Annotated in this window: 11 protein-coding genes and 5 pseudogenes; 9 read left to right on the forward strand and 7 right to left on the reverse strand. The window is 39.9% G+C overall.

Annotation, left to right across the window (positions count from 1 at the left end):
* The first annotated feature begins 56 nt into the window (after nt 1–56).
* Nucleotides 57–740 carry a hypothetical protein gene (locus P4S61_RS12665; RefSeq protein WP_182734696.1) on the forward strand — a complete coding sequence of 228 codons (684 nt, stop codon included), beginning with the start codon at nt 57–59 and terminating at the stop codon, nt 738–740.
* Nucleotides 741–808: 68 nt separating this feature from the next.
* Here the strand turns inward: P4S61_RS12665 and P4S61_RS12670 are convergent.
* Nucleotides 809–1,104: pseudogene (locus P4S61_RS12670) on the reverse strand (hypothetical protein); the annotation flags it as partial.
* Between the two features lie 14 nt (nt 1,105–1,118).
* Between P4S61_RS12670 and P4S61_RS22965 the strand changes: the two are divergent.
* The 3 genes and pseudogenes from P4S61_RS22965 to P4S61_RS12685 all read left to right on the forward strand — a co-directional run.
* Nucleotides 1,119–1,347 (forward strand): annotated as a pseudogene (locus P4S61_RS22965) (transposase); the annotation flags it as partial.
* Nucleotides 1,348–1,567: 220 nt separating this feature from the next.
* Entirely contained in the window at nt 1,568–1,984 is a 417-nt protein-coding gene (locus tag P4S61_RS12680; protein WP_182731500.1) for a hypothetical protein, read from the forward strand.
* 102 nt (nt 1,985–2,086) lie between these two features.
* Entirely contained in the window at nt 2,087–3,301 is a 1,215-nt protein-coding gene (locus tag P4S61_RS12685) for a beta-propeller fold lactonase family protein (RefSeq protein ID WP_337118364.1), read from the forward strand.
* 98 nt (nt 3,302–3,399) lie between these two features.
* Here P4S61_RS12685 and P4S61_RS12690 read toward each other — a convergent pair.
* Nucleotides 3,400–3,695, reverse strand: a pseudogene (locus tag P4S61_RS12690) (hypothetical protein); the annotation flags it as partial.
* A 14-nt stretch (nt 3,696–3,709) separates the two neighbouring features.
* On the opposite strand from P4S61_RS12690, the pseudogene P4S61_RS22970 reads away from it, so the two are divergent.
* From P4S61_RS22970 to P4S61_RS12705, 3 genes and pseudogenes are all read left to right on the forward strand, one after another.
* Nucleotides 3,710–3,938, forward strand: a pseudogene (locus P4S61_RS22970) (transposase); the annotation flags it as partial.
* Nucleotides 3,939–4,156: 218 nt separating this feature from the next.
* Entirely contained in the window at nt 4,157–4,690 is a 534-nt protein-coding gene (locus P4S61_RS12700) for a hypothetical protein (protein ID WP_182734691.1), read from the forward strand.
* A 22-nt stretch (nt 4,691–4,712) separates the two neighbouring features.
* Nucleotides 4,713–5,231 (forward strand): hypothetical protein, encoded by a 519-nt coding sequence (locus tag P4S61_RS12705; protein WP_145241263.1) that lies wholly within the window; start codon nt 4,713–4,715, stop codon nt 5,229–5,231.
* Between the two features lie 349 nt (nt 5,232–5,580).
* Here the strand turns inward: P4S61_RS12705 and P4S61_RS12710 are convergent, their stop codons facing one another.
* Entirely contained in the window at nt 5,581–8,298 is a 2,718-nt protein-coding gene (locus P4S61_RS12710) for a TonB-dependent receptor (protein ID WP_145241265.1), read from the reverse strand.
* A gap of 487 nt (nt 8,299–8,785) precedes the next feature.
* Between P4S61_RS12710 and P4S61_RS12715 the strand changes: the two genes are divergently transcribed.
* Nucleotides 8,786–9,778, forward strand: a complete 993-nt coding sequence (locus tag P4S61_RS12715) for a pectinesterase family protein (protein ID WP_337118365.1) — start codon at nt 8,786–8,788, stop codon at nt 9,776–9,778.
* 64 nt (nt 9,779–9,842) lie between these two features.
* The gene (locus P4S61_RS12720; RefSeq protein ID WP_337118366.1) at nt 9,843–11,927 is read left to right on the forward strand and encodes a pectinesterase family protein; all 2,085 of its coding nucleotides are present in this window, start codon (nt 9,843–9,845) and stop codon (nt 11,925–11,927) included.
* A gap of 241 nt (nt 11,928–12,168) precedes the next feature.
* On the opposite strand, the gene serA is transcribed toward P4S61_RS12720, so the two are convergent.
* The 4 genes and pseudogenes from serA to P4S61_RS12740 all read right to left on the reverse strand — a co-directional run bounded on the left by serA (nt 12,169) and on the right by P4S61_RS12740 (nt 15,292).
* Entirely contained in the window at nt 12,169–13,398 is a 1,230-nt protein-coding gene (gene serA / locus P4S61_RS12725; RefSeq protein ID WP_145241268.1) for a phosphoglycerate dehydrogenase, read from the reverse strand.
* 13 nt (nt 13,399–13,411) lie between these two features.
* Nucleotides 13,412–14,065, reverse strand: coding sequence for a ribose-5-phosphate isomerase RpiA (gene rpiA / locus P4S61_RS12730; RefSeq protein WP_145241270.1), 654 nt, complete (start codon nt 14,063–14,065; stop codon nt 13,412–13,414).
* A 53-nt stretch (nt 14,066–14,118) separates the two neighbouring features.
* Nucleotides 14,119–14,714: pseudogene (locus P4S61_RS12735) on the reverse strand (5-formyltetrahydrofolate cyclo-ligase).
* Nucleotides 14,715–14,734: 20 nt separating this feature from the next.
* Nucleotides 14,735–15,292 (reverse strand): hypothetical protein, encoded by a 558-nt coding sequence (locus tag P4S61_RS12740; RefSeq protein WP_145241274.1) that lies wholly within the window; start codon nt 15,290–15,292, stop codon nt 14,735–14,737.
* Nucleotides 15,293–15,351 lie beyond the last annotated feature (59 nt).

Here is a 15,351-nt window from a genome sequence, read left to right on the forward strand (position 1 = left end):
CTGGTAAAGCGCTCCTAAAATCCCCATATGTTAAGCGTTAGCTTTTAGGAGACATTGTGCACTCAATAGATTATCAGGGCGTATTAACCCATCTTGAAAATACTTTCACGGAACAAGTTTCCTCTGATAGTCCAACGAACTTGTTATGCTTGAAAGCTAGTAATGATTTCGTTGAGGCCGATGTGAAGGTAATGATTTTTGGTCAAGAAACCAACGATTGGGAGTGTGAGTTTCCACACTCAGGTGGAGTATCCCATTTGCTGAATGTATACGACGATTTTTTCAACAAAGGAAAGTGCTTTAGTTATAGCGGACAGTTTTGGAATGCTTTCTCAAAAATACAGGAACGACTCAGGCATGAATTTTCTTTTGATTCTAAAACTGTTGGATTTGTCTGGAATAATGTGATTAAAATCGGACGCTGTGGGGAAGTTGGGGCACCATCTAAAGTTGTTTTAGAATGGCAAAATTCCGTGCTAGAGCTCACTAAGAAAGAGTTAGAATACTATAAGCCTGATATTGTAATTTTTCTATCTGGTCCAAACTACGACAAACATATTTCTAACATATTTGATGATGTTTCGTTCTCTAGTATCAACGACCGTTCAGAAAGACAGCTAGCAAAGGTTTCATCGCATCATTTGCCAGAGAAGACTTTAAGAACATACCATCCAGGCTATTTATGGAGAAGCGGATTTTATTCATACCTGGATGATATGGTGCAATTCATTAAAAGCTAATCGGGTAGCCTGAGGTCTCTAACCTCCAGCCCCCACACCACCCATCATGCGGGTCCGCAATGGGCGGTTCATCTCCCGTAGTGAATATTGATCCAAATATCTCTTAATGACGCTAAACCTTGTGAAGCTAAGTAATCATTGCCTAATGCAATGTTAATTCCTTTTGTTTTTGAGCTTCTACAAGGGCCTTCGCTTCCAAGCGCCTACTTTTGGTACTGGTGATACCACAGGCTATGGCGAGCCGTTCGCTAACACCCAATTTCATTAAACTGCGTACTTTATTGCGTGCTCTTCCTTATAAATAGCGCCATTGTCGCCAGTAGCACATTCTTATCCTACGGCGGATCCAGAGATCTAAACCCACCGTTAGCTATAATAATCAAAGTCAAAATAGACAGCCCAATGGGGCGACGGCAGCTTTTTATTGACGAAATGGCAAACGACTTGGCTGTATAGAGCCTGCTTTCCTTTAAATAAACAGCGGAATATTACAGTTAACAAAGGCATGAATAAATTGACCTTACGCGGTCAAACGAAAGTGAATGCCCAATGGCAACTGTATTGCTTAGTTCATAATATAGAAAAGCTGCAAAACAGGACGCATTAATAAAGGTAAGCTGCTACCTCTCCAAATAAGCCACTTAAACACCTGTCATACCTTCCAAAACGCCCATTAAAGCAACAGCAAATCCTCTTTTTATATTTTACGTAAAATCGAAGTAACCGATTGAATCAAAATAGGAACTCGGCTATGGTTAATGCATCAATAAAAATAAATTAAAAACGAGTTATTCTACAGCCTCGTTATACAACTTAGGAAACTGCATTTGCTGAATATTTCGTTAAAACTGTTTTTAGTTGGCTTGCTGCTAAATCCTTTTCTTATCAATCTTATTGGGTTTATCAATCCATTTTGGGCTGCTTTAGTTTTGGAAGAACCAGAAAAGAGCCGAGACATTCTTCATGCATTTCAGCCGTATGTCCCATTTGTTTCTATTATTTACGTAGCCGCCTTGTTTTATCTGGCTAAAATTGAAAAGCGGATATGGTTAAAGGTAGTTTGTGTAATTTGTTCAACTCTCTATATTGGCTCATCAATTTATGGTTTGCTACCTGACGAAGGTGTACTTTATACCATTACAACTACTATATATTTCTCTATGGAAACTTCGTTACTTTTCATCGCTGGGTTAATATTAATTAGACAATCTTCTGCATCACAAAGTGGTGAAATCGTTGTATAACAAGTTAAATCATCGGAAAATCCCTCGCAGGCCAAACAACGGCCTGTACGCTCGGACTTTCCGCTGTTTAAAGCGTTATGTTTCTGAGAGAGTGTAGAGTTAATGTGTAACAATAAAAAGCTGATTTCATTACTCATCTTCATAATGCTAGTTAACTTCAATGTTGCTAATGTTACTGCTAGTGGGATAGAGAGTCTTCAGCTCATCCAAATACTAAAAGATGATGTTAACGATGTTGATGGTTTGGGTAACCCCAGAAGCGTTAAAGTTCTTTCAGATAATTCTAAGGTTTTTGTGTCCAGTGGAGACGATAATGCTTTCGCTGTTTTCAATTTGGACAAGGATTTTAAATTGACTTTCAGTCAAGTGTTTGAAAATTCCTCTACCAATATAAATGGTTTAGAAGGTGCTTCTGGTGTTACCTATTTTGATCGTGGTAATCAAGTAGTTGTTACTGGCTTCTATGATGGTGCCTTAAGCAGATTTTCTCAAAATAATAGTAGTTACCGTTTTAGCCAATTTATCAGTGACGGTCTAAGTTATGACAGAGTATTTGATAGTGATGTGCCAGTGGGTGAATTGGATAACCTTGGTCTTCTAGGTGCTTGGGATATCGTCAAGACTAGCAACGAAAAGCAACTCTTTGTTGCAAGTTATATGAGCAATGCCATCTCCATTTTAGATATAATGGCGGATAAAAAGGTTACTTTTAATCGAGTAATAAAAGACGCCAGACCGCTTGACAATAACTTGGGGAAACCTATTGCTGTAGCTTTATCTCCATTAAATAATGAATTATATGTTCTAGGTTTTGATGGTCATCAATTAACTATTTTTGATAGAGATGACAAAGGTGACTTATTGGTAAAACAAGTATTAAAAAATGGCGTTGCGGGTGTGGAGAAATTTATTAATCCACAAAAAATTGTTGTTTCACCAAATGGAGAGTTTTTGTATGTCGCTTGCGCAGGAAGTGATTCTCTTGTTGTTTTTCATAAACTAGATACTGGACAATATACATTTTTGCAGGCAATAGATCATTTAGATGTTGGCGGTTCCGGTCTAGAGGGAGCAAGTAGCTTAGCGATATCGTCTGACGGCTCAAAAGTTTATGCAGCCAGGGATTCGGGTGTCGGTCTATATTTATTTAGTGCGGGAGTTGATGGACGACTTAGCTATAATAATAAGCTATTAAGTGTTCATGATAATGAATTAAAGAGGATTTCATCCCTTACTCTTACCGAAGATAATCAACATCTATTGGTTGCGACAGGTAAAGGTAATTCGCTATTCATCTTTAAAATAAAGACCATTTAAATGTCACGAAACATAATCGGGTAGCCGGAGGTCTCTAACCTCCAGCCCCCACACCACCCATCATGCGCTTTTTATTAGCAGGAAGTGCAATGGGCGGTTCATCTCCCGTAATGAATATTGATCCAAATATCTCTCAATGACACTAACCCTTGTGAAGCTAAGTAATCATTGCTTAATGCAATGTTAATCCCTTTTGTTTTTGAGCTTCGACAAGGGCCTTCGCTTCCAAGCGCCTACTTTTGGTACTGGTGATACCACATGCAATGGCGAGCCGTTCGCTTACACGCAGTTTCATTAAACTGCGTACTTTAGTGCGTGCTATTCCTTATAAATAGCGCCATTGCTGCCAGTAGCACATTCTTACCCTACGGCGGATCCAGAGATCTAAACCCACCGTTAGCTATAATAATCAAAGTCAAAATAGACAGCCTAATGGGGCGACGGCAGCTTTTTATTGACGAAATGGCAAACGACTTGGCTGTATAGAGCCTGCTTTCCTTTAAATAAACAGCGGAATATTACAGTTAACAAAGGCATGAATAAATTGACCTTACGCGGTCAAACGAAAGTGAATGCCCAATGGCAACTGTATTGCTTAGTTCATAATATAGAAAAGCTGCAAAACAGGACGCATTAATAAAGGTAAGCTGCTACCTCTCCAAATAAGCCACTTAAACACCTGTCATACCTTCCAAAACGCCCATTAAAGCAACAGCAAATCCTCTTTTTATATTTTACGTAAAAGTCAGTTGTCGATTGAATCAAAATAGGAACTCGGCTATGGTTAATGCATCAATAAAAATAAATTAAAAACGAGTTATTCTACAGCCTCGTTAAGTGCCTATGGGAGATGCGTTGAAATTTAGCGACTTACAAAATATCAATTTTCTAAGGTTTGAAGCGGAAAGTTCTATTAAACGACTGCAAAATGAATATGGAATCGATGCTCCTAAATCAGTAATTGAACAATTTTATATTGACCATAGTGATAAGTTTCAATTTCAAGAGCTGTATGGTGCAATCGACTTAAACTCGATCGAGTGGCAACTTGTAGAAATACCTACAAGTAAAATGCTTAATTTAGGTCGCTCTGCTACCCACCCTGATTTTATTCTAGAAGTTTCAGAAGACGCTTCTCACTATGACGAAATTGGTGATTCAGCAATAGATTGCAGAGAAAATGTTTTAGAGCACTGGAAGCAACACGGAACATGGATTACACCTCCTATATTTATTAAAGGTGAAGTACTAGGGAAGCCAGAAATAGATTTACATTTAGTTGAGGGGCATACTCGTGTTGGTTGTTTGTGTGGCTTAACAAATTATCAGGTTATTGAAGTTGCAAAAGTACATAAAGTTTATTTAGGTAAATTAAAAAGTGTTAATTAAATACTTATAAGGCAAATGAGTCATGGAGTTATCCGAAGAAATCGCGCGCAAGTTTATTCGCGGTATATATACATGTGATATCGATGGGGAGATTTGGACTCAGGCTTTTAGTTTTATATTGAAAATGTCTGATTCACTTGATTTTAAAAGAGATAAAATACATCTTCTTTGGACTGAAAATGGTGGCCATATAAGACGTAAGCTATCAGATGATATGCTTTTGCTTAAGATCCTTAAGCTTTCATTACCAAAATACGATGGTGATGATTTGGTTTTATATCGCGGTGAATGTAGATTTTTACATGAACAGAATAAAATTGGTTTTTGTTGGACTCCAAAACGTAGTGTCGCTGAAATGTTTGCTAGTGGGTTAAATTCTATTGAGTCAGGTGGTGTATTGCTCAAAGCCTATGCCCCCAAAGGATCTGTGTTGTCATCACCAAATAAGCATAGTGCAGAGCAAATGGAAGAGTTTGAGTATACATGTGATCCAACTGCACTGACTAAAGTTGAGGTTTTGCAATATTTTAAAAAGTATTGAATGTAATCAGCACTTAACACATATGAGCCTTAACTCGGTCAATAGGCACTAGTATTTTCTTTGAGCGTTTTTATTCAGTGACGGTCAATTCTAAATCAACTCTAATTCAATAAGCAAATTCGTTTACTTCGTATGTCGATGTGGCTGTTAAGCAAGTAGCTTACGGCAAACACATATAGGCGCGTTACGCAGTAATCGATTATTGCGAGCTCATCGCAGTCTACTTTTTGCATATCTTTATGGGTTTTTACAAACATTACATAAAAGCTAGATACAAAAAAGCCCGCATATTTTATGTATCTGCGGGCTTTTTTATCAGCTCAAATAGACACTGATTCGTTGCAGTTTACTAAAATGTATAACTTGCGCCGATAAAGTATTGTGTACCGGTATGGCTGTATTCTCTCGTTAAGTTGAGATCTCCGTCTCCGGTACCATATATACGTTCAACTTCGTCTGTTAAATTAATAATTTCCAGTGAAAGCGAAATGTTTTCATTCACATTATAAAATGCAGATACGTCTACATGAGTCGGACCAAACTTACGCTCTTGAGCATGGCCGTTTCCGGCTGGCTCTTGAAGTAGGTAATCATCGCGTTTGTTTAATGATATACGAGCGCCATAGTTTTCTTCATCATAATACAATGTTGCATTATAAGAATTGGGTGACAAGCCTGTAGAGTCTTGTGCGCTTACATGTGTAAAGTTAGCAACCACACCAAAGTTAGACAGCCAACCGTCTAAAAAGATAAAGGGTTGTTGATACATCAGCTCATAACCAGTCACGCTATAGCCGTCGTTATTATTGACTGGTATGCGGTGTGTATAGGTTTGCGATGCGGGGTCACCTAGGGGGGCTGTGGCTATATACTGAGGATCAGCGTAAATAGATGGCCAAAACTCTTCGTCTACCAGTTTTTCTACTTCTTCAGTATCAAGAGAGGTCACTATGTCTTTATTAAAAACATTAAAAGCAACAACAGCTTCTTCAGCGAAATACCATTCAACACTCAGGTCAACATCATTTGATTCATAAGGGTTCAGTCCAGGATTACCTAAGTTACCTACAGTAAAAGTCGTATACCCAAACTGCGGTGAAGCAATATTTAAACTACCTAGACTTGGGCGAGTCATGCTGCGAGCATAAGCAAAACGAGTCACTATATCATCGGTGACTTCAAGTGCTAAATTCATCGATGGTAAGAAGTTATTGTAATCGCGCGTAACCGACAAAGGACTATTGTTTATAATGGCTTCAGAAGTGACCTCAGTATTGACATAGCGCACGCCAAAGTTAGTACGAAGATACATGTCACCAATTTCATGATCACTGTTTAATTCAAGGTAAAGGGCTTGTGTTTTCTCACCTACCACCCAGCCTTGAGCTGCATTATTGGTATAATTATGAGTAAGAATACCGTCGGCCTCTAGCTTATCAAAGTCAGCAACAAGAAAAGGAGCCAAAGTAGCGCCATCTAAGCCTTTACCAAAATCCGAATACGGAAATGGGGTTGTATATTTTGAAGGGTCAAAGGGAGTAAAGTCACCATCTGCCGTTCGATATTCTACTTCTCTGTCATTAAAGGCAAGTCCGGTTTTTATATCAAAGCTATCTCCGGCATAAGCGAGATCCAGTTTCACTGTGGTATTTGATTTTTTAACATCGTCACTACGATTAGAGGCATTGACTGCATCAAGGTAGTTATTAGGATCGGTCGTATCGTAATCGCCATAATCTACTGTCGCTGCATTTCCACTGCTGTAATCATAGGAGTAGAAGTGGGGAACCGATCGGTAGTAATAACGAATTTCTTCTCTGTCAGCGTCGTTTTTAGCCATACCAGCCATAAGGTCAAGCGACCAGCGATCATTAAGTTGAATATCGCCAGATAACACATACTGGTCAAATATCGAATCGGACACCTGGTATCGGCTTTCGTACCATGAGGTGACATTTTCAAAACTGCCAGCAATAAGGACTTTACCCGACTCATCGACCGTAAACGAAACGGGGCTTTGACCTTGGAAATCACCCGGAGCACCACGATTAACTAGCCACTCCATAGAGTTGTAGTTTCTGCGATCATTTTCTAACTCAGAATGCAATATATCCAATGTGAATAACATGTCGTCATTAGGCTTATATTGCAAAGAACCGGTAACCCCAATACGTTTTTGCTCATTCCCGAAAAAATCAGCCCGCGGTAACCGAGGTACCCATAAACAGGATATAGCTTCTTCAGCACCACAGTAATTACTAGGCGTTCCGTTGATGGTCGATAGCCCAGAAGTGTCACCCCATGTGCCATTACCAATTCGATTTGTTGGCTCCCAGCGCACGCTGCCAAAGCCTTCTTGACGCACACTTCTATCTGATACTGCAACCGAAAAAAGTGCACCAAAGGTATTATCAGCAAATGTATTACTGGCTAAGAAAGCAAACCTAGGGTCAACTTCACTGGTTAAATCATTATAGCCACCTTTAAGTGACAGGGTCGAATTGAAGCCAGGGTTATCAAAAGGGCGTGCAGAGTACATATCGACTGTACCAGCAATACCACCTTCTTCAATCGATGCTGTTTGCGTTTTTTGAATATCTATACGGTTGAAAAGCTCTGATGCAAATACATGGAAGTCAAAGGCTCGACTATTGTTAACAGTTACGCCGCCAGAATCGAGACCATCACTTCCTGCGGGTACTTCCATACCGTTAAGCGTAGTTCGGGTAAAACCCGGGCTAAAACCTCGTAGAACAATATTACGACCTTCACCACCTTCGCGCGATATTGCCACTCCAGGAACTCGCTGAATGGCTTCTGCCACATTCAAGTCTGGAAACTTACCAATATCTTCAGCCATAATTGACTCACGAGTATTAGCTGCATCTCGTTTGGCTTCTAAGGCTTTAATTAAAGAACCACGAAAGCCTTTTACTTCAATGACCTCAACATCCTCAGATGCTGCTGGTTGAGATTCTTGAGCGTTACTAAAGAATGAACTTACGGTAAGGGCGGCAAGCACGTTAGTAGCAATTAAGCTTTTTATAAATGTGTGTGTTAGTTTCATTATTGCTTCCTTGGAACAAAGAAAGATTAAATTGCGCACTATTTGATAAGGTAGCGCGTTAAATTAAAAGTAGAGATGCTGTTACTTTGTTTACATAAGTTACCACTAATAAAATTTATTTTTATTAGGTTGCCACCGGTGGCAGTTTGGTGTCAAGTTGTTTGTTAATATAATGTATGATTTGTATCGTTAGATCTGCGAGCTTTATTTTTGTAAAAAATAACACGATGATTTTTTTAGGGAATGATATTTAAATAAATTTGCCACCGGTAGCATAATTTGTTAGAAATAAGTATTGAAGAAGATTTTTTGGATAAATACCAGTCCAATTAGTTGGAATTGCGTTACATGCTAACTTCGTTCACAGATAATCAGCTATGTTGCAAACTGTGACTGCTATGTAGAAGTTATGGCTACAGGTGTTCTGTCATTGTCCCCATAAGATGAGAGAGATTGTGATATCAATAATAAAAGGGTGGTTACGACAGTGATTACACAAAACAAAAGAACAAGTCCTTTAGCTCTTTTAATTACATTGCTGCTTGTATTATTTGGGGCGCGATCGGTAGTGGCTCAAGAGTACGCCACAAAGATGGTAGTCTCCAAAGATGGTTCGGGCGATTTTACTTCCATTCAGGCAGCAATCAATGCAAGTAAAACTTACCCTTGGCATGACATAAGTATTTTCGTTAAAAATGGCGTTTATGCAGAAAAGGTAGAAGTTTACTCATGGAATACACGAATAAAACTAATAGGTGAAAGTAAAGAAAATACAATTATTACCTATGGCGACCATTTTAATAAGATAAATTTAGGTCGAAATAGTACCTTTCACACATATACATTAATGGTGCGAGGGAATGACTTTAGCGCCCAAAATTTGACTATTATTAATAGTGCAGGCGCGGTTGGGCAGGCTGTTGCTTTGCATATCGAGGCTGATCGAGTAAGCATAAATAACGTAGCTATCAAAGGCCATCAAGATTCCTTGTACCTAGCTGGCGAAGGGTTTCGCTCGTATTTCAAAGATTGTTATATCGAAGGCACCACAGACTTTATTTTTGGTGAAGGCACAGCAATGTTCGAAGACTGTGAAGTTAAGTCACTCAGTAACTCTTATATTACAGCTGCTTCTACCCCTAAAAATCAGGCGTTTGGATTTGTGTTTAATCGTGTGAAGCTAACTGCCAGTGCTGCTGTTGATAAAGTTTATCTTGGCCGTCCTTGGAGACACCACGCTAAAACTGTGTTCATTAACTCTGACTTAGGTCTGCATATTGCTCCTGAAGGTTGGCAAAATTGGGGGGATGTTAGTAAACAGGAAACCGTTTTTTATGCTGAGTTTAATAACTCAGGGCAGGGGACTAATAGTATTAAGCGAGTGGCTTGGGCGCATCAACTGAGTCAAGTCGAAGCGCAAGACTACACCATTAAAAACGTGATGCGTGGCTGGCAGCCAAATATAGTTAGTAAAAAATGATCTTACTTACTCGCCACAGGCCTACTTTAAACATGCTATTTTTACTATGTAAGGAAAACTTCACATGCAGTTACATGGTCGGTTAAAAACAATAAGCGGTACTATTCAGGGCTTATTATTTTTCTTTGGACTTATATGTCAAAGCTTATCTGCGAATGAACTCGTATCACCACGAGTTGATGCAATTGTTGATAAAAACAATGAACACGCTTTTGCCACCATTGCACAAGCTATTGAGCAAGCACCTAATAATTTATCTCAGCCCTATATTATTAAAATAGCCTCTGGTGACTATTATGAAAAACTCGTTATTAACAAACCTTTTATTACGTTATCAGGTGCAGGGGCTGATACTACTCGATTATATTTTGATGACTATTCAGGAAAAGCAACAGTAAATGGTGGCAACCTAGGAACATCAAACTCAGCCACGTTAACTATTAAATCACCCAATTTTAGTGTTGAAAACTTGCATATTGAGAACACCTTTGACTTTGCGTATTACGATGCGCTGAGTAACGAGGATCCAAAACGCGTATCAGGTCTACAAGCAGTGGCTGTATTGACCGACTATGGTAGTGATAAAGCATTGTTTAATCATGTAAAAATCAGTGGATATCAAGATACTCTTTACACGAAAGCAGGGAGATCTTTATTTATCAATAATACCATAAGTGGTCATGTTGACTTTATTTTTGGGGGCGGAGCCGCCGTTTTTTATAAGTCGAACATAGTGACTCGGGCTAGACCTAACAAACAGTTACCGATAGGTTTTATTACTGCACCAAGTACTAATATTGAGCAAGCATTTGGTCTGGTTTTTATTGATTGTGCTCTTAGCGCAGAGGAAGGGGTGCAAGACAATAGTATGGGGTTAGGAAGACCTTGGCATCCTACAACTACATTCCCTGATGGAAGGTATGCAGATCCTAATGCAATAGGACAAACAGTATTTATAGATACTTGGATGGGAGCGCATATTCAACAACAAGCTTGGCATCCAATGGAAGGAACAGCTAGAGCCGGTGGGAAAAAGGTGTTTCGTGCAGAAGATGCTCGTTTTTTTGAGTACAATTCTTCCGGTCCTGGGGCATTTATAACAACGAATAGAAGACAGCTAAATGAGAGTAAAGCAGCACCTTTTACTTGGGAAAATATCTTGGGTGAATGGTATCAATCTCCCCGTATTCAACAAGCAATACAGCAGGTATCGACGCGTGAGGTTGTCAGTTCACTCAGTGGTGAAATGGCTGAGTACACCATTGAAAGTGAGTATCGAAAAAACAAGAAACAGTTTCCTTTTATTAGTCCGATAAACAAACCGGAAAATATCGAGCAAACAGCACAGTCCATCAGCGAACATTACAACTTAGCTTACAAAACGGTGGATGGCTTAACGCTGCACCTTGACTTATTTTATCCTAATAAAGCAGAGCAGGCTAAACCGTTGGTCGTAATGATCCATGGCGGCGGATGGAGGACTGGTAACAAGTCTCATCAAACGCCAACGGCACGCTGGTTAGCTGGCCAAGGTTTTGTGGCGGTAAGTGTCGAATATAGAACCTCTAAAATGGCGCTCTATCCAGCTGCAATGGCAGATATCAACGATGCGATTAAGTGGCTAAAACAACATCATAAATTATATATGATAGATACCAAAAAAATCGCGGTGTTAGGGGCGTCTTCTGGTGCTCATATGGCCACGTTATTCGGGGCCATGAGTACCAATCACGATACAAAATCGCCTTACGAAGCAGTGCAAGCAATCGTGAACATTGACGGCGTGGCTGATTTAACCTCAACAGCGGCGAGGATGTTTGAAGATAAACCTGGAAAGATTTCTTATGCAGCGCTTTGGTTAGGTGGGCGTTATGCACAAGAGCCAAAGCGTTGGCATGCGGTTTCGCCGGTAGAATATTTAAGTAAACATACTCCAGCAACATTATTTATTAACTCTTCCCATGACCGTTTTCATGTTGGCAGAGATGCTTTTGTAGCGCAGCTAATTAAAAACAACGTCCATCAACAAGTGTATACCATACCCGATACACCGCACACCTTTTGGCTATTTCACCCTTGGGTAGACGAAATGCGCAGCGTACTTGCGTCGTTTCTCAATAAGGCTTTGGTAGAGGAAAACCCTCGCTAACGCCTCTATTGAGGAATTTAGTAATAGAGAAATCTTTGACCGAGTTGTGAAAATATTCTTAAAAGCGAGCCGTTATAGCAAATACAGTAAGATGTAACTTAAGTGAAACTTGTTTAATACAGACAATAAAACTGGCAATATTTCATCGGCTAAGGTTGAAAAAAGTATTATTCTTCATCCAAATAAAAGCCGTGCTTGATTTAACAAGCACGGCTTTTATTTTTTGACCAGCTGACAGCTGTTAGTGAAGAATACGTGCTCTGATCGTGCCTTCTACTGCACTTAGTTCTTTTAGTGCAATTTCAGAGTGGTCGGTATCTACGTCTATTACTACGTAACCAATCGCTTCGTCTGTTTGCAAGTATTGCGCGGCGATGTTGATACCGTGCTGGGCAAACGCTTGGTTAATTTGGGTTAACACACCTGGGCGGTTGTGGTGTACGTGTAATAAACGGCTACGGTTAGCAAGCTCTGGCAGTGATACTTCAGGGAAATTAACAGCAGTAATAGTTGAGCCGTTATCTGAGTATTTTGCTAGTTTACCCGCTACTTCAATACCAATGTTTTCTTGCGCTTCTTGAGTTGAACCACCAATGTGTGGTGTTAAAATTACGTTGTCGAATTCGCGTAGTGGCGATACAAATTCTTCATCGTTTGATTTTGGCTCAACTGGGAATACGTCGATGGCAGCGCCGCTGATTTTTTTATCACGAAGTGCTTCTGCTAGGGCGTCAATATCAACTACAGTGCCGCGTGAGGCGTTGATCAAAATTGAACCTTGCTTCATCACTGAAATTTCCGCGCTACCAATCAGGTTTTTAGTCTGCGGTGTTTCAGGTACGTGTAAGCTAATAACATCAGCGCGTTGCAGTAGCTGCGTTAGGTTATGTACTTGTGTGGCATTACCTAGGGTTAGCTTGTCTTCAATATCGTAAAATTCAACGTTCATACCGATATTTTCAGCCATGATACCTAGCTGCGTACCAATGTGGCCATAACCAATAATACCTAGAGTTTTACCACGGGCTTCAAATGAGCCATTGGCGGTTTTTAACCAGCCGCCACGGTGGGCAATGGCATTACGCTCTGGAATACCACGGAACAATAGTAAAATTTCACCAAGTACTAACTCAGCAACAGAGCGGGTATTAGAAAACGGTGCGTTGAATACTGCAATACCGCGCTTGCGTGCGGCACTTAAATCAACCTGGTTAGTGCCGATACAAAAACAACCAACGGCAACCAGTTTTTCTGCCGCTTCAAGTACAGCTTCAGAAATATGAGTACGAGAACGAAGGCCTACAAAATGCACATCTTTAATGCGCTCAATTAGTTCGTCCTCAGGCAATGAGGTTTTTACATAATCAATATTGCTGTAGCCGTTACGTTTTAGCGTTTCTACAGCGCTTTGATGTACACCTTCAAGCAAAAGAATTTTAATTTTGTCTTTTGCTAACGATACCTTACTCATATCCTCATCCTATTTATCTAATTTGCGGCCCATTTTTGGTACCGATAATCACTTTATCTGCGCCACGGTGGGCAAATAAGCCGTTGGTTACTACGCCAACAATTTGATTAATTGTCAGCTCTAAATCTTTTGCTTGGCTGATCGACAAGTTATGTACGTCTAAAATAACGTTACCATTATCTGTTACCACGCCATGGCGATAAACTGGATCGCCGCCTAGTTTAAGCAATTCACGAGCAACATAACTGCGTGCCATTGGAATAACTTCTACCGGCAGTGGAAATTCACCCAAGGTGTCCACTATTTTTGTTTCATCAACAATACATACAAATTGTTTTGCTACAGCTGCGACTATTTTTTCGCGGGTTAGTGCTGCGCCACCGCCTTTGATCATTTCGTTCAGCGCATTTATTTCATCTGCGCCATCAACGTACACGTCAAGGGCATCAACATCATTGAGTTCAAATACTTCAAGACCGAGTGCTTTTAGTTTTTCGGTTGAAGCGTCAGAACTTGATACCACACCGCGTATGGTGTCTTTTACTGAGCCTAATGCATCAATAAAATGGTTTACAGTTGAGCCTGTGCCAACACCCACAATGGTGTCTTTTTTTACAAATTCGAGTGCAGCCCAAGCAGCTGCTTTTTTTAATTCATCTTGTGTCATGATTATGTGCTCAATAGGTGAGAGGGATTGCCATTAGTATATAAATAAATTGCTTACCAATGGTAGATTTTCTGTGGTGTGATTATGTAATTTAATGGTACATCCCACGATTCAACCGGTAAACTTGGAACATGTTGGCATTGATGTGCAAGGCCAATCAGTTGTGGTTTTTGCCAGTTTTCTTTTTCGTAGCGCGCCAAAGTTTTATCATAAAAGCCACCCCCATCCCTAACCGGTTACCGTTATCATCAAATGCAACTAATGGCATTAGCAGATAATCAAGCTCCGCTAGTGGGCATATCTGACTACAATTTAACTTAGGCTCCAAGATACCATAGCGATTTGCCCTCATGGGTGAATTTTCTTCATAGCGCTGGAAGTATAAAGTAGTGCCGTTAAATGGGTGGATTACAGGTAGGTAAAGGGCGTGGTTTTTAGTCCAAAGATCTTTTATTAACAATGAGGTATCTAGTTCTGCGTCATTGCTAAAATAAATGCCAATATGGGCATTTTCAATAGTTTTTTGCTGTTTTAAGTGTTGAGTAAAATTCACTTTAAGCGATTCTGCGGCAATTTTTTGCTCGAATTTTGACAGTGAGTTACGTGCTTTACGGATTTGTTGGCGGATCAGTGCTCTTTTTTCGCTCATATTTATTTTTGCTTTATCTGTTAATTATCCATAAAACTGAATAAATCAGGGAATGCAAACGACAATCCTAGTACTACAAGCAAGACAACAACCATAGCTATAAGTGAATACAGCAGCATGTTACTGCGTTTTTTGATCGGCGTTGTCAGCTCTTCATCTAGCAATAGGTCGTCAGTTTGCCACTCGTCGCCTTCATCAGGATCTGGTTGTTGGGTTGTGGCTGGTAAGCGTTGCTCTAGGTCGTCGAGTTTTTCTTCGATGCGAATTAAACTACTGGTGATGTAATCAAGGGCGTTAAAAATACGCTCATCTCGCTGGTTGGTTGTATCGCTGCTACTTACCGCTGGTGTGTTGTTGGTTATTGGTTGCAGTTTACTTTTGATGCCTACGCTGGCAAGTAGCTTTGCTTGCTTGAGTGCTTTTTCTTTTTCACAAGGCGCAAATAGGGGTTTGTTTTCAAAAAATGCAGCTACTTTACTTTCAGGGGCTTTGAGCTTTACAGCCAGTTGTTTAATTGCATTCGATTGCTCAATATCTTGAGCTAGACCTGCATACATAACACGGAAGTTTTCAGTCATCTGTGTTTTCCAAAAACGTAAAATCAATAGTTTGAGTATATCCGAATTATCGATAAACA

This window comes from Pseudoalteromonas sp. B160 (assembly GCF_037162485.1).
Taxonomy (GTDB): Bacteria; Pseudomonadota; Gammaproteobacteria; order Enterobacterales; family Alteromonadaceae; genus Pseudoalteromonas; species Pseudoalteromonas rhizosphaerae.

Coding starts and splice junctions, on each gene's coding strand:
- P4S61_RS12685 (WP_337118364.1), top strand. CDS start 2,087: ATGTGTAACAATAAAAAGCTGATTTCATTACTCATCTTCATAATGCTA.
- P4S61_RS12705 (WP_145241263.1), top strand. CDS start 4,713: ATGGAGTTATCCGAAGAAATCGCGCGCAAGTTTATTCGCGGTATATAT.
- P4S61_RS12710 (WP_145241265.1), bottom strand. CDS start 8,298: ATGAAACTAACACACACATTTATAAAAAGCTTAATTGCTACTAACGTG.
- P4S61_RS12720 (WP_337118366.1), top strand. CDS start 9,843: ATGCAGTTACATGGTCGGTTAAAAACAATAAGCGGTACTATTCAGGGC.
- serA (WP_145241268.1), bottom strand. CDS start 13,398: ATGAGTAAGGTATCGTTAGCAAAAGACAAAATTAAAATTCTTTTGCTT.
- rpiA (WP_145241270.1), bottom strand. CDS start 14,065: ATGACACAAGATGAATTAAAAAAAGCAGCTGCTTGGGCTGCACTCGAA.
- P4S61_RS12740 (WP_145241274.1), bottom strand. CDS start 15,292: ATGACTGAAAACTTCCGTGTTATGTATGCAGGTCTAGCTCAAGATATT.